This window comes from Candidatus Nitrospira neomarina, from assembly GCF_032051675.1.
Classification (GTDB): Bacteria; Nitrospirota; Nitrospiria; order Nitrospirales; family UBA8639; genus Nitrospira_E; species Nitrospira_E neomarina.
The window spans coordinates 2768998-2788321 of record NZ_CP116968.1; the positions used below are offsets into that span (position 1 = coordinate 2768998).

General features: G+C 52.6%; 15 protein-coding genes and 1 pseudogene. 13 read left to right on the plus strand and 3 right to left on the minus strand.

Annotation, left to right across the window (positions count from 1 at the left end; all coding sequences use genetic code 11):
• Positions 1–303 precede the first annotated feature (303 nt).
• From PQG83_RS11915 to PQG83_RS11970, 12 genes and pseudogenes are all read left to right on the plus strand, one after another.
• Entirely contained in the window at positions 304–1899 is a 1596-nt protein-coding gene (locus PQG83_RS11915) for a TolC family protein (protein WP_312741245.1), read from the plus strand.
• Positions 1900–2210: 311 nt separating this feature from the next.
• Positions 2211–3350 (plus strand): efflux RND transporter periplasmic adaptor subunit, encoded by a 1140-nt coding sequence (locus tag PQG83_RS11920; protein ID WP_312741248.1) that lies wholly within the window; start codon positions 2211–2213, stop codon positions 3348–3350.
• Positions 3351–3373: 23 nt separating this feature from the next.
• Positions 3374–4072, plus strand: coding sequence for an ABC transporter ATP-binding protein (locus PQG83_RS11925; RefSeq protein ID WP_376753595.1), 699 nt, complete (start codon positions 3374–3376; stop codon positions 4070–4072).
• 4 nt (positions 4073–4076) lie between these two features.
• A complete protein-coding gene (locus PQG83_RS11930) occupies positions 4077–5297 on the plus strand; it encodes an ABC transporter permease (RefSeq protein ID WP_312741253.1) in 1221 nt (406 codons plus the stop codon).
• Between the two features lie 64 nt (positions 5298–5361).
• On the plus strand, positions 5362–6057 hold the full coding sequence (locus PQG83_RS11935) for a hypothetical protein (protein ID WP_312741255.1): 696 nt from the start codon (positions 5362–5364) through the stop codon (positions 6055–6057).
• Positions 6054–7061 (plus strand): ribonuclease Z, encoded by a 1008-nt coding sequence (locus PQG83_RS11940; RefSeq protein WP_312741257.1) that lies wholly within the window; start codon positions 6054–6056, stop codon positions 7059–7061. The genes PQG83_RS11935 and PQG83_RS11940 overlap by 4 nt, the downstream gene beginning before the upstream one ends.
• A 27-nt stretch (positions 7062–7088) precedes the next feature.
• Positions 7089–7430, plus strand: coding sequence for a DUF3147 domain-containing protein (locus tag PQG83_RS11945; RefSeq protein ID WP_312741260.1), 342 nt, complete (start codon positions 7089–7091; stop codon positions 7428–7430).
• Positions 7431–7505: 75 nt separating this feature from the next.
• Positions 7506–7925, plus strand: coding sequence for a DUF6941 family protein (locus PQG83_RS11950; protein WP_312741263.1), 420 nt, complete (start codon positions 7506–7508; stop codon positions 7923–7925).
• A 483-nt stretch (positions 7926–8408) separates the two neighbouring features.
• Positions 8409–9482: a hypothetical protein gene (locus PQG83_RS11955; RefSeq protein ID WP_312741266.1), complete on the plus strand. Its 1074-nt coding sequence runs from the start codon at positions 8409–8411 to the stop codon at positions 9480–9482.
• A 227-nt stretch (positions 9483–9709) separates the two neighbouring features.
• The gene (locus PQG83_RS11960; RefSeq protein ID WP_312741269.1) at positions 9710–12148 is read left to right on the plus strand and encodes an SUMF1/EgtB/PvdO family nonheme iron enzyme; all 2439 of its coding nucleotides are present in this window, start codon (positions 9710–9712) and stop codon (positions 12146–12148) included.
• Between the two features lie 312 nt (positions 12149–12460).
• A pseudogene (locus PQG83_RS11965) lies at positions 12461–13005 on the plus strand (REP-associated tyrosine transposase).
• A gap of 271 nt (positions 13006–13276) precedes the next feature.
• The gene (locus PQG83_RS11970) at positions 13277–13615 is read left to right on the plus strand and encodes a hypothetical protein (RefSeq protein ID WP_312741274.1); all 339 of its coding nucleotides are present in this window, start codon (positions 13277–13279) and stop codon (positions 13613–13615) included.
• Between the two features lie 219 nt (positions 13616–13834).
• On the opposite strand, the gene PQG83_RS11975 is transcribed toward PQG83_RS11970, so the two are convergent.
• Both PQG83_RS11975 and PQG83_RS11980 read right to left on the minus strand, forming a co-directional pair.
• Positions 13835–16213, minus strand: a complete 2379-nt coding sequence (locus PQG83_RS11975) for an nSTAND1 domain-containing NTPase (RefSeq protein ID WP_312741277.1) — start codon at positions 16211–16213, stop codon at positions 13835–13837.
• Positions 16214–16230: 17 nt separating this feature from the next.
• Positions 16231–16989, minus strand: a complete 759-nt coding sequence (locus PQG83_RS11980; RefSeq protein WP_312741280.1) for a TIR domain-containing protein — start codon at positions 16987–16989, stop codon at positions 16231–16233.
• A 502-nt stretch (positions 16990–17491) separates the two neighbouring features.
• Here PQG83_RS11980 and PQG83_RS11985 point away from each other — a divergent pair.
• Complete coding sequence (locus tag PQG83_RS11985) at positions 17492–18466, plus strand: TraB/GumN family protein (protein ID WP_312741283.1); 975 nt, start codon at positions 17492–17494, stop codon at positions 18464–18466.
• Between the two features lie 22 nt (positions 18467–18488).
• On the opposite strand, the gene PQG83_RS11990 is transcribed toward PQG83_RS11985, so the two are convergent.
• A complete protein-coding gene (locus tag PQG83_RS11990) occupies positions 18489–19301 on the minus strand; it encodes an SDR family oxidoreductase (RefSeq protein WP_312741286.1) in 813 nt (270 codons plus the stop codon).
• Positions 19302–19324 lie beyond the last annotated feature (23 nt).

Genomic DNA, 19324 nt, shown 5'->3' on the forward strand with positions numbered 1-19324 from the left:
ACGGAAAACCCATAGCGCTTAGGATGATACGCATTCTCACCGGAAGTCCACAACCCCTTTTTGGCAGTCAAGACAGGGCACCATCACCCGCCCGCCAACCTCCTCATGCACTCAAGTTCTGACAGGAAAAATTCATGAGCCCCTTCCCTCTCCTCACAGGACCGCGGATAAGGTCCAGGTGACCCACGAAACACAAATGTCATGAATTCTGTCTAATCATTTTTCAGAAAAAATTGCAGAAAAAATCAAGCTTTGATAGGTTGAAACTAGCGTTGGTCTCCTGGAAATCTGAAATAAACAGATATGCGCTGGACCACGATATACCAAGCTCTGACTGGACTGGCTTTTTTGGCCGGGATTTTCCTCAGCGAACTCGTATGGCCACCGATTAGTGAGAGCCGATCCGCCAGACCCGTTGAGACGGAAGAATGGTCCTTTCAGGAACTCCTGCCATCTGAATCCGTCATCACGCTGACGTTGCAGGAAGCCGTTATGGAAGCATTAGAACATAATTTGGACATTCAAGTGAGCCGACACACGAGAGATCTTCGACTCACCGACATTGTCTTTCAACAGGCACAATTTGACCCCACGGTTGAGCTCGGCGGACGGTACGACCGGACAGTCGTCCCACTCAATAGGCCCATATTCGGCCTTGGAGGCATCACGGTAGGATCGATTCCAGACACCTTTGATCAAAATGAAACAAATTTCAGCCTGGGATTGAATCAAAAGTTGCTGACCGGCGGATCGTACGATCTGACCTTTGACACAAGACGGAATTCCGTAGCCGGATCAACCAGCTTTCTTTTCAACCCGGCCTATTCAAGTAATGTCCTCTTTAATCTGACGCAACCACTTCTTCGCAACTTCGGACCTTCGATCAACAATATACAAATCACGCTCGCACAAAACGCAGCTGATGTGGAACAACTGACACTCCTTAACCAGATCCTGTCGGTGATCGCCCAAGTCGAGCAAGCGTATTGGGAACTCGTCTTTGCCCGGGAGAACCTAAAAGTCGCTCGGGCGACCTTACAGGCCGCAGAAGAATTACTCGCCAGCAACCGCGCAAAGGTTAAAGCCGGGGTGATGGCCGATGTAGAGGCCCTTCAGGCTCAGGCAGGGGTAGCCAACCAGATCGAACAAATTTTGCTGGCCCAAAAAACCGTCCTGGATCAGGAAGATCAACTTCGACTCCTCCTTAGTAAATCGGAATTCAACCTGACCCAAACCACACCCCTTGTCCCACTCGACCCACCTATTCAACATCTTCAGGAAACCCCGCTCAAAGAAAACCTAGAGGTAGCATTCGAGCAACGTCCGGACATTCTTCAAGCCAAAAAGAACATTGAAACGTCCAACGTCAATACCCGCTTTGCCAAAAATCAGCTTCTACCCGACCTCTCGTTTCAAGGAAGTTTGGGGCTTAGCGGACTGGGGAAAACCCCCCGGGATGACTGGGATCGTTTAGGCAGCACGGATTTTTATAACATGGGAGGAGGACTCGTCCTCAGTTACCCCATAGGAAACCGTTCGGCGCAGAGTCAATATCAACGCCGGATCCTGGAAACTCAACAAAGCCAGGTCTCTCTCCTACGCGTTCGCCAACAAATTATCCTGGACGTCAAAGAAGCCATCCGTCAGGTACAGACGAGCTTCAAGCGCACCAGAACGAATCAGACGGCTCGCCAATTGTCCGAAAGGCAACTCAATGCGGAGCAGGAACGCCTCAATCTCGGGCTCAGCACCACTCGATTAGTTTTAGAATTTCAAAGAGATCTTCGAATAGCTCGAGGTAGGGAATTACGAGCCATCCTGGACTACAACCAATCATTATCACGCCTTCGCCTCGTCACCGCCTCTACACTCGATCATTACAACATTAAAATTCAGTGAAGAAAAAAACGAAAATTCCCGTAAAGATTTTCTTCCCGTCCCTAGAATATACCCATGCTCAGGTAAAGACCACACCATTCTTATTTTGTGAGGCCTTGTCAAATTGACCATGCCGGCCTTTCTTCCCAAAGCGGAATAAGCTTCCACCAAAGGGATCCTTGTTACGTTCCTCTCCTTTTCACGGCGGTTTGTCTAAATAAAATCATACCTCTATGCGCAAAGGGGACAACCCTCTCATCCCGCAATTTATCCCTTTTCTGTCTTTCTATTTCCCAGGCGTTTGCCGGACTTGTTACCATACAAGTAAAGATATGAATAAAACATCTTGGATTTTGACCATCATCATACTTGCGGGAGCGGTGGGTGGTTGGGTGTATTATTCCCGGTCGACTGGTCAACCTTCTCCTGAGACCGCACGTCACAACGTGGTCGAAGTTGTCCGAACCTCACTTCAGACGAAGGTGTCGGAGACCGGGACGATCATGCCTTCTCAAACCATCGAAATTAAATCTCAATTTTCCGGCGAAGTCGCTCAATTGTTTGTGACTGCGGGGCAAGAGGTTCAAAAAGATCAGGTCTTAGGAATTATTCGACAGGAATCCAGCCAGGCCCGCCAGGTGGCCCAACTCAGGGCAGGTATTTCGGAAGAACGTTTAAACGTGGACACCGCTCATCGGGAATGGATCCGTGCCGAATCCCTCTTCAAAAAAGGGTTTATCCCTCAAAAAGAGTTGGAACTTTCGCATCGGGACTATCAGCAATCCCTGGTTCGTCTGGAGTTGGCCGAGCGACAACTGTTATTGGCCTTAGGCGGCAACAAGGAATTGTATGAACGATACCGTGATGGCGCTGCCTCAAAAACCCGCCCTGAAGAATTTCAGGTCCGGTCACCCTCCCAAGGTACCGTCCTGGAAGTTCTTGTCCATACCGGAGAAATCATTACGTCCGGAACCGCCACATTCGGCGGCGGAACAATTCTCATGCGCATTGCCGATCTGTCCCACATGGTGGTCAAAGCAAAAATCAATGAAGTCAATATTCCAAGAGTGTCGGTTGGCCAGTCGGTGGAGATTCGCCTGGACGCCTTGCCGGAAAAAATTTTTAAGGGCCGGGTGATGGCCATTGCCGCCCAGGGGGTCAAAGAAAACAATCTGGTAACCTATGAAGTCTCTATTGATATAAAAAATACCCACGTGGATTTAAAACCGATGCTGACGGCCAACATCGATATTGAGACAAAACGGCTGGAGAATGTCCTCACCGTGCCGCTTGAAGTCTTACGTGTCAATAAGGGGGACGATGTGGTGGATGTACTCGTGGATGGACAACCCCAGACCCGAAAGGTCCGTGTCGCCTTCCGGACTGATACGCAGGCCATCATCACTCAAGGACTTCAGGAACACGACCAGGTCGTCGTCCCCTCCTTTAAAGCCGAAGAGGCTCGCCGATAACGCCGGAAGTAGGTTTGGCCATGTTGATTGGACTCAACCACATCTTCAAAATTTACCAAGCCGGGCACGTCGAGGTCCCGGCCTTAATCGATATCACTCTCCAGGTCAATAAGGGAGAGTTTGTGGCCATTATCGGACAGTCTGGAAGCGGCAAAACCACCCTTCTGGATATTATTGGCTGTTTAAGTCGCCCGACAAATGGGGAGTATTGGCTGGATGGGGATTTGGTCAACACCCTTCCCGATTCCCGCTTAACCGGCATCCGTAACAAAAAAATCGGGTTTATCTTTCAAACCTTTCATTTACTTCCGCGGAAGACCGCCTTGGAAAATGTCCAACTCCCTCTGATGTATGCGGGCGCCTCACGAACAGTCCAACACGACACTGCACAGACATTATTAACCAAGGTCGGCCTGCAGGACCGCCTTCGCCATTACAGCAATCAGTTATCGGGAGGCCAACAGCAACGCGTGGCGATCGCGCGTGCGTTAGCCAACAGTCCAGCGCTCCTCCTGGCGGACGAACCCACGGGAAACCTGGATAGTCAATCAGGCAAAGACATTCTTGCGCTCTTTGAACAACTGCATCGTCATGGACAAACCATCGTGATGATTACTCATGATCCGCTCATCGCACAGCAGGCGGAACGTCGCATCACCCTGGCAGATGGCAGAGTCCTGACTGATGAATACACCCATCAACCCCTCACGGTGCCGGGATAAGATTATGTTACGTTCAATTTTCCTGGACGCGCTCAAAAATCTTTCAGGGAACGCGCTTCGTTCGGGGCTTACCATGTTGGGAGTCATTATTGGCGTCGCCGCGGTCATTACCATGATTGCCATTGTTGAGGGCGGACAAGTCTGGCTGGTGAATTCTCTTGAGCGCATGGGTACCAATTTGCTGTTTGTCTGGAAAAAGCGGTTGACCGTTGAAGAACGGCAGCTCTTTGCGGGGAGAAATACCGAACTCCGTTATGACGACGCTCTGGCCATTCAAACACGTTTTCCGGATCTGGTTGTTGCTCCCATTATTGAGCTGGATGGTCAATTAAAAGCGGGGGATCGTGACTACAGCGGCCGAATCACCGGCACTTCTCCCGAATATAGCCAGATCCGGAACTTTCGCCCCGAATCTGGACGATTTGTCTCATCCATCGACATCAAGGAATGGAACCGTTCCGTCGTATTAGGTCATACCATTGCCGAAGTGTTGTTCGGATCCCAACCCGCCATCGGAGAGGGCGTAAAAATCGGCGATCAACGATTTACGGTAAAGGGCATCATGGAGCCCAAGGGGGAGATTTACGGGCACGATTACGACGAAATGGTGATCATTCCTATCAGCACGGGCCTGCGCTTTTTCCAGGGATCCGACAAAATCCGATCTATGATCATTCATGTGCCTGACCGGCAGCGCATGGATGAAATCTCCCAGGCACTGCATCAATTTCTGGTTCAACGTCACGAAGGGGTAGACGACATTCATATCCGGAATCAGGGAGAATTTCTGAGTGCGGTGGACCAAACGCTGTTAACCTTCCGGCTTGTTCTGGGAGGCATTGCGGTGATTTCCCTCCTTGTTGGCGGCATTGGCATCATGAACATCATGCTCGTTACCGTCACCGAGCGAACCAGGGAGATTGGGCTACGAAAAGCCATAGGGGCCAGGCGGCAGGATATTCTGTTGCAATTCCTCATTGAGTCCACGACCATTAGCGTGATTGGCGGATCCATTGGCATTCTTGTGGGCATTCTCGCAGCCTATGGCATTGGGGATGTCGTCGCTCGGGCCATGCCGGGTGGAGGAGACTGGGGAGCAGTGGTTCAGCCGACCGCCATTGCCATTGCGTTTGCCTTTGCGGTCGTCGTCGGAGTGGGATTCGGTCTCTTTCCCGCCATGAAAGCTTCGAAACTGGAGCCCGCCGAGGCCTTGCGTTATCAATAAGTTTCAGGAGTGCGCTCCTTTTTTATCTGGAATCCGCCACACCGTCCATGACCATTGCCCAGCTGTGATACCTCAGAAAGAACGAGCCGCAGGATTAGCCTTCCTCCCGATCTTCACCACTATCGGATTTTACCTCTTACCCCCAAACTGGCAACTCCACCCGGTCGTCCAGTTTGTTCCACAACTGATGGCTTATGCCGCCTTGTGCGTCTGGGCTTATAAAAATGAGGATCTCCGGCACAAACTTGGGCTAGGATTCAACCACATCCAGTCAGGGGTTACCCGAGGGACTGCGGTTGGCCTCATGCTGGGTCTATTCAATACCGGGATCATCTTGTACGTCATGCCTGCTTTGGGAGTGGACATCAATTTTCTCTCTCAGACCCCTCATGCCCAGGTTCCGTTTTGGATCATGATGCCTTGGTTCATCATCCTGATTGCTATGACCGTGGAATTGAATTTCCGGGGATTTCTCCTGGGCCGATTACTGGTATGGTTTCAACATGTGCGTCAACCCGTTCACCCCTCGACCACCAGGATTCGCCTACAGGCCTTCCTCCCCTTATCCCTATCAGCCCTGACGTTTTCATTTGATCCCTTCATGGTGTCGACATTCCGTGATTTACATTGGATTGCCGTATGGGATGGCCTGGTGTGGGGATGGCTATGGATGCGCATGCACAATCTTTATACGGTCATAGCCGCTCATGCCGTGGAAGTGATTCTTCTCTATCTCATCATACGGGGAATATTGACATGACACCCTCGTTCTCTCCTCACCTGGTAAATCATCCCTTTGGAGACCCCGGCCTCTATGTCGATATACGGTGGAGCCGGCGTGCTCTTCTCTTTGACCTAGGGGATAATATGCCCTTGAGCCCAACCCAGCTTTTACGGGCGCAGGATATTTTCATCTCTCATACGCATATGGATCACTTTATCGGGTTTGATCGGCTCATTCGTGTAGCCCTGGGTCGTGGCAAACATCTTCGATTGCATGGTCCACCGGGCCTTATTGAAAATATTCAAGGCAAACTTCGTGGGTATACCTGGAATCTGGTTGATGGATATCCGCTCACCATCGAGGCCAGGGAATATCACCCTACCCATATTCAACCCGCGCATTTTCATGCGAAGAACGCCTTCGCCTGTAAACGGGAATCCATAATCCCAGGCGATCATTCTCACGTTTTTCCGGTTCTTCAAGAGCCGGCTCTTCTCGTAAAAGCCGTCGCACTCAACCATCGGATCCCTTCCCTGGCCTTTTCCCTGGAAGAACCCTTTCACATCAATATTAAGAAAGCCCGACTTCATGAGGCAGGGCTTCCGGTTGGCTCCTGGCTTAAGGAAGTTAAACAATTAATCGTAGATGGCGCCCCGGATTCCCACATCTTTTCCGCCACAATTTATGTTGAGCACCGAAAAGAAGAACGCGTATTTGATGTAGGCACCATGAAGCGAGAATTTACGACCATCACCAAGGGGCAAAAAATCGCTTATGTCGTTGATTGCCGATATGATACCGACAATGAGCAGCGGATCATTCAATTATGCCAAGGGGCCACAACACTATTTTGCGAGGCACCCTTTTTAGAAGTCGACCGGGACAAGGCTGCCAATCGCTACCACCTCACCGCTCGTCAAGCCGGAATCCTTGGACGAAAGGCCGGGGTACAACAATTGATCGTCTTTCATTTTTCTCCCAGATATACCGGGCAGGGAGACAAACTTCACCGGGAGGCCATGGAAGCCTTCCATGAGTAGTAATCACACATGACACGAGGAGGGACGATGTCGGAATGGGTCAGATATGGGTTGTACTTTGTCCTGGGTGGAACATTAGTGAGTGTCTCAACCTATCTGGGAAGTCATGGGAGAGGGTTCCTGGCTGCCTTGGCCAGCACTCTGCCGGTCATCAGTGGAGTGACCTTTATCCTCATCTTCATCAATGCCGGATCGGCTCCAACCATTTCATTTGCCAAACACATGATTTGGCTTTCTCCCCCATGGTTTATGTATGTGGGAACGATGATTGCGTTTGTCCCCAAGTTAGGATTTTGGCCGGCATATGGGTTGGCCATCGGGATATACTTGGCGGGAGTAGGGTTGACCCGACTATTACTTACCTCATAGAGACACCTGGAATTGGGCAATCAGGATAGAAGAGCCTTTAGATAATTATGTGGGCAGGTATAGAAGACGAATAATATGGGAGAATTCATCAAACCGATCATCCACGCATTTTTAGTGTGTGACACCATTATCATTGATAGTCTGACAGGGAAAAAAAGCATCATCGGGGCCTTTACCCATCTCTGGGCCAAGACATTTCCATGCCAGCACCCACAAGTCGGCGTGTATTTTTCGCTCACCGATGCGGAAGGCCGGTACGCATTCGAAATCCAACTGGTGTACCTTGATCAAGATCAGATTGTCGGCAAGGGTTCCCTCCCGCCAATTGACATTTCCAACCGGTTAACGACCCAGGACTTCGGCGTGAATATCCCGTATCTCGTGTTTCCAGGGCCTGGACGGTATGAGTTTCGTCTGTATGCCGATGGTCATTTCATTACCCAAAAGGACTTTCAGGTAATTCAACAAGAAACTTCTCCGAAACCCCCGTCATAAGAGAGCCATCCTCTCAGTTAGGAAAAATCAGACCTCTCTTCAGTTTGTGGCAAATTATCGACGTTGAGGAAAAAGTGGGTGTCCTTCTGCCAGTTCGTTGACTGCGCCCATGTCGGCACCAGCTGGTACGTGTAAGCATTCCGCCATGATGAACGGAGGGGGCGTGGGTGCAGGCTCCTCTTGTGTAAGAGAGAACCTTAGGACTCATCTTGTCTTGGAATAGACTTCTACTGGACAATTTTTCTAAAAAGACTACAATTGCTGCATCCACTATGATCTATCCTCTTCATCAATTATGCCATGGGGGGTTTCTGAACAGAAGCGATAGAAAGTCGTTTACACGCAAGATGGCAATGGTGTTATAAGTGGAACGGTTTAAGCTTACCTGTGGATATGGAATGGCCAACAGTGGGTGAAAGGGCAAAATCGCTGAGTCCCTAACAGGTGGGTAAGGTCAGCAACACAGAGATCAAAGGGCATTGAATGAAAAACCTGGTCAACATATCAGGAGGCGATAACCCTGAGCGCTGTGCCGATGTGGTCTTCGTCCATGGTCTTGATGGGGATGCTCGAACGACGTGGCACCCGAAGGAGAGCCCCGACAAGTTTTGGCCAGCCTGGCTAGGTGAGGATTTTCCTGCCATTGGGATCTGGTCGCTGTGGTATGCCGTCAGTTCATCCGCATGGAAGGGCACCACCATGCCGCTGATCGACCGGGCGACCAACACTCTAGACCTGTTCGAACTGGATGACATCGGCCATCGGCCGGTGGCGTTCATATGCCATAGCCTTGGCGGCCTGTTGGTCAAACAGGCCCTGAGACTGGCTGCCGAATCGAGAAACCCCGCGTGGCGAGCCATTGCCGAGCACGTCGGGCTCATCGTATTTCTGTCGACCCCGCATTCGGGGGCGGACATGGCAAGCTGGATACAATACCTCGGGAAACTTTTGCGCACCACGGTCACCGTCGAAGAGCTTGAAGCCCATCATCCCCGTCTGCGCGAGCTTAATGATTGGTATCGGGACAACGTTGAGAGTCTGGGGATTGAGACCTTCGTGTACTGTGAAAAGTTACCCACGGCAGGGATACTGGTGGTCAATGAAACCACTGCCAATCCGGGCATCGCTGGGGTCAGGCCAATCCCGGTGGATGAGGATCATGTGTCGATCTGTAAGCCGTCTTCTAGAGAGGCCCAAATTTACCGAAGGGTCAAACGCCTGATCGAAACGAACCTTCTCAATCGAGGTGTGTCAGAATCTGCAACCACGCAGACCACGCACGACAACAGGCACAGGAATCGTTCACCCGAACAAGGCCTACCATTCTCCGGGAAAGCAAAAATCGAATTTGGGCGGCGGATGACATCAGATTGGCCTGAGTTAGCCGACTACTTCGAGATTCCCACAGCCGATCGGGCACGCTTCAAACGGGGGCGCGAACCTCACGGGGTGTGGGAATGGCTGGAAGCCCGATCCCGACTGCGGAACTTGCCTGAGGCTCTGCGCGACATCGGGCGCGATGACCTCTTGGAGGAATTCTTCGACCACCCTCAGTAGGCCCGTCGCGTCCTGGTGCGCCGGACGCGACGGGCCCCATCACAACGGCGCAGGGGCGGGAACGACCCTGGCAACACTATTACAAGAAATGCCTCAGGCGCTGGTCGGACCTACGGTATGCGCTGGACACACGATTCGTTCAGTTAACCTTGCTGGTGGATCAAGGAGAGGACACCCAAGGTCCGAGATGGCAAGCGTCAAGTGAGACATTCCAAGGTCTTCGGGAGGTGCTGGATCGGGTGCCGGAGCAAGCCATCGTGCTCTTGGGACCGCCGGGGTCAGGAAAAAGCACGCTGCTGCGGCATTTCGAGCTGGACGGCGCTCGTGCTGTGCTTGACGGGACCGCTGAGCATTTCATCACCTCAGCACCACTGACATTCTTCATCCAACTCAATGACTATAAGGCCGACAGCCCCCATGATCCCATGCCCGATCCCAAAGACTGGCTGGCCGACCGGTGGGCCGCCCAGTGGCCGAAGTTGCCTCCTTTGGACACCCTCTTGCGGGAACAACGCCTGACCCTGCTCCTGGATGCCCTCAATGAAATGCCCTATCCCGGCCCGGAACCTGTGCAGCGTTGGAAAGACTATTTGCGCCATCTCGCCCAAGAGCATTCTGAGACTCGCGTGGTCTTCTCCTGTCGCAGTCTTGATTACAGTGCCTCACTGTCATCCAACGAGTTTCCAGTCCCCCAGGTACGGATCGAATCCCTGTCCGATGAACAGGTCCAAAGTTTTCTGGAGGTCTATTGTCCGGCTCATCACCAAACCCTGTGGGATAACCTTCGGAATTCGCCTCAGCTCGATCTCTTGCGATTGCCGTACTATCTCAAACTGCTCATCGACCAAACAGCCACCGGAGAGATCCCGGCGGGGCGGGCCGCCCTCTTTACGGGCTTTGTCCGGCAAGCGCTGAAGCGGGAAGTAGATGGGGACAACCCACTGTTTCAGCCGGGCCGACTATTGGATCACCGGGATCTTCGCCAACTCACACTGGCGAGTGCTGGCAAACAACCATTTGCCCTGCCTGAACGTGGACCCTTGGTGCCCCAATTGAGCCAACTGGCCTTCTCGATGCAGCACCGCCAACCCGTTCAACAGGAAGTCCCCCATCAGCAGGCGGGAAGGGAAAGCGGACAAGTGCGGGTGTCATACGATGAGGCGGTGGCTGCCATCGACCATCCCGCTGCGGAAGACATCCTCAATGCCGGTGGGGCGCTCGGCATGTTGGAAGAAGATTTGGGGCGCCTAGGACAGAATGAGATTCTTTTTATCCATCAATTGGTACAGGAATATTTCGCCGCGCGAAAGTTGGCGCACGAGCCGAATCCGGAATTGGTGGCCCAGGAATGGCGACAGGACCGGGTGATGCCGAACTTGGCCGACACGATAACCCGGCTGGCCGGTTCCGACCCCCTCCCGCTGTTACCGACCAGTGGGTGGGAGGAAACGACCATCCTGGCATCCGCCATGGCGGAGCAGCCTGACCGGTTCCTGACCGACATGATGGCCCATCATCTCCCGCTGGCCGGGCGCTGTGCTGCGCAAGGGGAGGGAACCGTTTCAGACCAGCTCAAGACCACACTCCGTCTGGCCTTGGTGGAAAGAATCCAGGATCCGGAAGCCGATCTGCGAGCACGTATCGAGGCCGGTCTGACGTTGGGTGAACTGGGCGTTCCCCGGTTTGAGTGGGAGGAAGGACCTGAAGGTCCCTACTGGCTCCCACCGTTGATCGAAATTCCCGGGGGAAGGTATACCATCGGCAGTGATGAGGGAAAAGAAGAAGACGAGAAACCAGCCCATGAGATCGAGCTGGAACCCTTTCTGATGGGGCAATTCCCTGTGACGAACGCCGAATGGGCCCTGTTTGTGAAAGCCGGCGGGTATGACGATGAACGCTGGTGGGAGACAGATCAGGCCAAAGCCTGGCGTCGAGGTGAAACCACCGCCGAGGGGCCGAAGGAGGATTGGCGCTCCTGGCGCAAACGGTTTCATACCAACCCCGAGAAAATTCGTGAGCGGATGAACCAAGGACGAATGACGTCAAAAATGGCTGAACAATGGGAAAAATTTGTCCGAATGAACGACAAGCAATTTGAAGCGGCTCTCGAGGAATGTTGGCCAGCTGGCCGCCAAACCAAACCAGCTTACTGGACTGATGCGAACTTCAATAATTCCCAACAACCCGTCGTCGGCATATGTTGGCATGAAGCCCGGGCCTATTGTGCCTGGCTCAGTGCGCAGATAAACGTAGGCTATCGATTGCCCACTGAAGCCGAGTGGGAAGCGGCAGCCAGAGGTTTCCCAAGACGTCGCTTTGCATACGGAGATGAGTTCGATGCGGTCCGGTGCAATTCGTTTGAAACGCACATTCGACGGACCACACCCATTGGTGTGTTCCCAGGAGGCCGAACCCCGGAGGGCCTCATGGACATGACCGGAAACGTCTGGGAATGGACCAGCAGCCTGTATCAACCCTATCCTTACCAATATCCCGATGGACGTGAAGTTCCCGTCACCGGGGCAGGCCGTCGAGTCCTGCGGGGCGGGTCATGGTACGATAACCAGAACCTCATGCACGCTACGTATCGCGGCAAGAGTCGTCCCGATGGCCGTTACAACCTCATCGGGTTTCGGGTGGTGCGGTCGTCCCCCATCTTTTCCTGATCTTCTGGTTTCTGATTGCCGCGTGAGCGGCAAAATGCGGTTTTTGGATAGTTTGGATTTCATTGTGCCAGTGTAAAATACTCGTGATGCTGGTTTCGGCCAGCGGGGCTCCCTGTGACAGGTAGGGTGGCCACGGACCTCCGAAAAAGGAAGCGGTGGGCGTTGGCCCACCCTACAAATTTGAAATGTTCTGGGTGTGAAACGGAGAGCAACGGCGGTCCCCGGATTGAAAGCCTGACCTTGTCCGTCAATATCGCAAATGGAGACAATGTCCAGAAATGGTAGGGTGGGCATCGCCCACCAATTAGATCGATGCCCCAATATCGACGAGCGAGGATACCCGGTGGAACATATTTTTTTACGGTCGTAACCTATCATCGTCAGTCACTTCTGGAAAATCCTTTATGTCAGGACATTCTCTGGACGGTTATCCAAGAAGTCAAAACGGAACTTCCCTTTACGCAGGACGCATGGGTGTATCTGCCTGATCATCTGCACTGCCTATGGACGTTGCCTGAAGGAGACTCCGATTACTCCAAGCGCTGGGGATTGATAAAAGCGCGATTTTCGAAACAGGCCAAAGGGCTTATGAAGGAAAACCGTGGGCTAGGAGTTTCTCCCGGTAAGAAGCGCGAAGCGGCAATTTGGCAGCAACGGTTTTGGGAGCATACCATTCGCGACGAACATGATCTTCGGAGGCATCTGGACTATATTCATTACAATCCTTTGAAACATAGATTGGTCGAACGAGTGGAGGACTGGCCACATTCGTCATTTCATCCGTTAGGAAAGGAATGTATCCTATGGATTGGGGAGGTAGAGTCGTTTTACCAGATGTTGAAGATTTCGGAGAATGAAAAAATGTTTTGGGGATCAGATAGGGCAGGCATTGTCCACCAATTTGGCCGGTGAGTATTACCCACCATTTCATACAGTCCGAGGGAAGCCAAGTGCACTGCAGACTGCTTCCACCGGTTCTTTTGTGACGCACTTCCTTTTTCATGAGTTGGCTGTGGAAAAAGCCGGTGGGGTACCGGGTATCTACGATATGTCGACGATCTGGCGCTGTTCAGCGACCACGCACGTGACTTGTGGGAGTGGAAACAGGCAATCAGCGAACGCCTGGCCATGCTCAGGCTGACTCTGCATCCCCTCGCCCAAGTCAGCCCGACCAGGCACGGCATCCCCTGGCTCGGGTTTATCGTGTATCCAAACCACCGTCGAGTGAAAGCCCGCAATTTGCGAAACTTTCAGCATCAACTACGGGACCGCTGGCAGGAGTATTGCGAAGGCCACATCACCTTTGCTGAATTTAACTCTAACGTTCAGGGTTGGATCAACCATGTCCGTTATGCCAACACCTGGGACTTACGCCGACATGTGTTGGCACAGCCCTTGTTGAAGCCAACTGCTACGAAACATGCACGCAATGCGGGGTACCCGCGCTTGAATGAGACAATTGAATAATTCGAAATTCTTTCAATGCCGGTTGGCTTTGGCATATTCCAAGAATTCTCAATAGCAAGAGGGAATGTTCAAAATGGCCGGTCCAGCAAGACCGCAGGGCTTTTGGCGCGCGGAGCGTACAGAAAGTACGTGAGCACGACAAAAGATCGAGAACGCCGCTGGCGGCATTTTTCAACATTCCCTGAATTGCCGCTTACGCGGCACCCCGTGAGCAGGAAGTCAGGAAGAGATGGGGGACGACCGCACCACCCGAAACCCGAGGCGGTTATTACGGTAATCGGGACGGGCGCAGAAGCGAGACGTGGCGAGCGCGTCGAGCTGGTGATTGAGCCAGGACCCCCCACGCAGGACACGCGAATTCTCGGTCGCACTATTCATCTCCTTTTTGGGGTTCTCGGATTCGTTGAGGCACCATTCCCAGACATTCCCGCTCATATCCAGAGCCCCCATGGATGATTGGCCCTGAGGATACAGTCCCACGGCTGTGGTGCGGGATAGGCCGCTTTCAAAGGTATTGGCGAACTCAGGATACCAATCTTTTCCCCAGGGATAATGATTGGCTGACTGACCTCCAGTGGCCGCCTGCTGCCATTCCCACTCCGTCGGGAGCCGAATCTCATACCCTACTCTGTGGCTCAACCACCGGCAAAACACCATCGCATCGTACCAGGACACATTTTCTGCCGGATGGTTGTCTCGCGTTCGATATTGGTTCCCTGGTTCTTGTTCTCTCCCGGCTAACCCTTTCCACCACTTTTTCCAGCGATAGCCATCCTGGGCTTCCAGAAAACTCCGGTACTGCACCCAGGTGATCGGATAGCGGCTGATAGCGAACTCCTTAACCGTGAAGGTCCCCCCGTTGTCTTCCAGCGTGATCTTTCCCGGAGGGACCTCACACCATTTGAGGACCGGGAGGCCATCGGCGTTGAGGCCAACCCCCTCTCTGTGGTCCCCAATGTCAGCCAGGCGATCGCCGATGATGGCACGTTGTTGGGGTGTGGTGGCCGGATTGTCAATGTTCTCCAGCAGTCGATCGGCTTCGGAGCGGATGAATGCCTTCTCGGGGTCTGTCAATTCCGGCTGCAACCGTTCACGCATGTGATGGACAGGCTTTAACCGCTCATGACGCCACAAATTCGCGTCGGGGCGTCCCTGCCGTTCCCACTCCGCCGCGTCCAGCCTGACCTGCCGCAACAGGCGAAAATCATCGAAGCGCGCCTCGATCCACTCATGGAGACGCGGCCAGTTGGTCAATAACGCTTCATGGGCCACTTCCACAACTTCTTCTCCGCCAGGAGCATCGCTTCCGACAAACAGACGGGCTTGGGTAAATGTGTTGACCAACGCGTTCGCAGCCGGGGAGTCTATGAAACGACGAGAGGGTGCTCGTTTTCTGGTGGGGACACCGCACTCTGGATCAACCTCCACTAATTCCTTGAACACGTTACCAAACGCGGTGCGGGTATCCTGATCCAGCTCCCCATAGGCCGTGTCGGCACGTTTGGCAATGGCTCCTCGTACTCCTCCAAAGCTGTCATAGGCGGAGTCGGTCATAATAGTGGAGGGTTGGCAGGCGCGATACAATTCCGCCAGGGCAAACGCCATAAGCGCCAAGGCTCCCGGCTCATCTCCGGTATCTTCTAGGATGCGCCAGGGAAGTCCCTCATCAAAGGATACGCCCGCTAAAGAGGCCGGCCCGGTAATCATCACATAGAGAGCCCGTTTGTCCGGTGCCGCCAACGAAAACATCCCGTCATTCAGCAATGTTTCTAGTGACCGGTGTTTCAGACAATGCGGGTAGAAATCGGCCCGCAGGGTGATCACGGTGCAAAGCTGCGGTATCTTTGTTGCTTTCTCCAGCATGGCCAGAAACTGATGGTGATGTTCGGGCTTCGTTCGAGTAAACAGTTCTTCGAATTGGTCAATGAAGAGGAACAGTTTTCCTTCCGGGCGACCTTTCAGGATCCGGTCGGCGTACTCGGTGAGATCCCCTCTGGCGCGTAATTTCACCGCGATGTCCTTGTCTCGTTGGCCATGCTCCACCAGTCTTTGGTCGAGCCTGGATGCCAGTGCCATAAAGGGATCCTCGAAAATCCCAGGGGTGAACCGCACGCACTCCCACTGAAACCCACCGGCAATTTCTTCAAGACGTGGGATCACCCCCGCGGCAATCAGGGAGGACTTGCCGGAACCGGAGGCTCCCACGATGGCCAGAAAAGGGTTCTTGGACAGTTTGTCCAGTAGGGCCCTTGTCTCCCGTGCACGACCAAAGAAAATGGGAGCCTGGGCTTCGGTAAAGTGGCAGAGCCCTGGATAGGGTGATCCCTTCCAGGTCACCTGCTGCGGGGTCTTGGGAGGGGCAGGGGGTTCGAAAACCTGAAGCACGATATCTTCACGGTCAATGTGACGCAAGGCATCCGGGAGTTGATGGAGTTGATTGCGGACTTCTGCCCATTCCCAGATACGTCGTGGTTCATTCCCCTGTGGAAATGTTCGTTGTGTATCAGATGGAATATCGAGATAGGCTGCAACCTTCCACCAGTCATCCCCCAGACACTCACAAAATTTCAATTTTTGTTTGCCGGAATACTGTGCCACGAGTGGGTGGTCCCTTCTTACTTTGCTCCGAGTCGGTCGGCTAAATCTGCCCTTTCGATGGCCGCCAGGGCAGGCAGCAGTTCCGGTAGCCGCTGGCGGTTCTCTAACCACACCCAAATTCCGCGACCTTCGTCTCCTCGCTCGAACCGCGCCTGGTCTGCTGGACGGATGTGAAGGTAGTCGGCCAAGCGCTTCCAGTCGTCTCCCAGACCGTCACAAAAGGCAATCTTGGCTTTGCCGGAAAATCTGTTTCCTGGGGACTGGATTTGAGCCACGCCTTGGACACTTTTGGTCTGGGGACTGGTGGGGTTTGGTACATTTTGACGAATTTTGGTGACGAGTTGCCGCATGTGTTCCCGAATCTCCAAAAACAGTCTTTTGCGGCGGCCGGGATCTTGAAAATGTTCCTCGACGGTCTGGTCGCCGGCAGGCAGAAATTGACGACTCGCCAACCAGGCATGCCGACGCCATTCGCAGGCAGAGAGGATAACGGGAATCAGATGGGTTGTTCTCTGCAGGAAGCCTTGGATCTCGACATCCTGGCAGTATGGCGAATCCAGAAAGCTCTGGCTGACCAGCACCAGTGCCATATCCGATTGTTGGATATTGGTCTTCACCACCTCATCCCACAATTCACCGAGAAGAATCTGGCGATCAGTACAAAAGACGACCTGGTCCCGCTCCAGTCCCTTAAGAAAGCCAAACAGAGAGTTGTCCTCAAGATAGCCGGCATCCTTGTGACTGTAGCTTACAAAAATTTTTATGGTCCGGACCACACTTGTCTCCTTTGGATAGCTATTCCAATTTGAGGTGACGCCACGAATTGTATCGAAATTTTTTAATGATGGGAATGGAGTTCGGGACTATCCTCTGAATGCTCCATGTCCCCTGGGCTTTGCGACCCCCTCTTCTCTTTGAGAGAAGTCAGTCGGGTCGACTAGACAGTGATACACGGGAGAGAAAAATCAAAAATTGTTTGCCCTGGGCCCGGACAAGCCCATGACACGAATTCCGGCCGTCCCCTCAACCGAACCGTTGGGCTGTAGGTATGAGTTAAATGCACGATCTGTGAATTGGAAAATATCCGAGATGAAAAGACGGTCATCTATGACGAACATTCCATAAACATGAACAACCAGTTGCACCGGTCTTATATAATCTTTTCTCCTCTGGTGATTGATATTTCTTCCTCACACACCGATGAACTAACCGGGTTAGTTGGTGCAGTCCTTGAACAACGGTATGGGATAGCCGGCAACCCGACATACGGAATTTTCCATGACAAAATTGAAACTTGCCTTAGGAAGGGACATGGGCATGGACATTGATCATCTACCATACTGGAAACAACATCTACGTTTTTTTATCTTACCGATTCTCTTGTTGATCGTGCCTGGCATGGTCCAAGGCCAGGTGGTCGGGGATGGATACAACAACAGCCTGATTTACAAAATCCAATCTGAGACGAATACCGTCTATATTTTGGGATCGATCCATGTGTTGGCCGAAGAATACTATCCTCTCACCAGGTCCTTCTCCTATGCCTATTACAATTCCCAAAAAGTCGTCTTTGAAATTGATCCGGAAATATTATTTTCTCCCGATTCATTTTCTCAACACGAAAAACAGTACACCCTCCCAAAGGGTAAAACACTGGAAACGGTGCTCTCCCCAAAAACTTATGGGCTGGTCAAACAGAAGATTCAAGCCTTGGGAGGGAACATTCAGGATTTCCAACAATACAAACCCTGGGTGCTCTATCTCACGTTAAGCGGACGATTGGATTCTTCCATAGATTTCCGGCCTGAATTAGGAATTGAAAATCATTTCTATCGCATGGCCAAGGATGCCGGAAAACCGACGGGCGGGCTGGAAACCATTCAAGACCAATTGAATGTGTTCGATACTCTTCCGTTCAGCATTCAAGATGCGCTTCTTCAGGAATCACTCGCTGCCGCCGGTTCAAAGGAACGAGAACAAGCGTTTTTACATATGGTGAAAGACTGGCACCAGGGAAATCTCAACGGGTTGGAACAATTGGTGGAGTCATTCAAAACCTACCCGCTGTTCTATAAAAAACTTCTCGTCCAACGAAACCAGAACTGGATTCCCCAAATCGAATTGTTCCTACAAGAGGAGAAAAACGTTTTAATTATTGTGGGTGCGGCTCACCTCGCGGGACAAGACGGATTGCTCGCGCTGCTGAGAGAAAAAGGCCACCAGGTTGAACGCGTGTCGTATGCCATGCCTTAGAACAGTACAAGAGTGTCCCGCGTTAGGGCCGATCAGCATCCACCATGCCCTTTCGGGCTATCCAATCAATGATCTGCGGGCTCATCAATTTCATCCACCGGCCCCACTGGCCTCTCAAGGACGTAAACACCAGTCGTTCCCGCCGGGTCATCCCCTTTATAATCATGTCCGCACATTTCCTCGCGGTTAAAAATCTGGCATGTCCTTCGAGAACTCGCCCGAACGGTTGACCATGAGGCCCGATACTTCGTTCATGAATTTCGGATTGCACAAAATCGGGGACCACAATGGTGACGGTGACTCCCGTCCCTGCCAGCTCAATGCGAAGCGACTCAAAAAATCCGTTCATCGCATGCTTACTGGCACAATAGGCTGAATGAGCAGGCACTCCCGTCAAACTTGCGACGCTGGAGATTGCCACAATCCGGCCTTGCGCGGCCTTTAAGAACGGCAACGCCAATTTGGTACAGTACACCCCTCCGAAAAAATTCACTGCCATTACGCGTTGATACAGCTTCACGTCATGAGCATCCTCCACCGTCGACCACATGGATATCCCGGCATTATTTACCAACACATCAATTCGGGAATACCGAGTCACGACCTGTTGGATCATCGCGGAACAGGCATGGGGATCCGTCACGTCCGTCGGAATGACCAGTGCCGAGGCTCCCAGGTTTTCACAGGCGAGCGCCACCTCCTGCAAACGTGCCCGATCTCTCGCGACAAGCACCAGCTGGGGAGCCTGTGGCGCCAACGAACAGGCGAGCGCTTTTCCTATACCCGAAGACGCTCCGGTGATGAGAATCACCTGGTTTGTAAATTCACTCATCATCCTTCCCTCAAAATTTCGAAAGG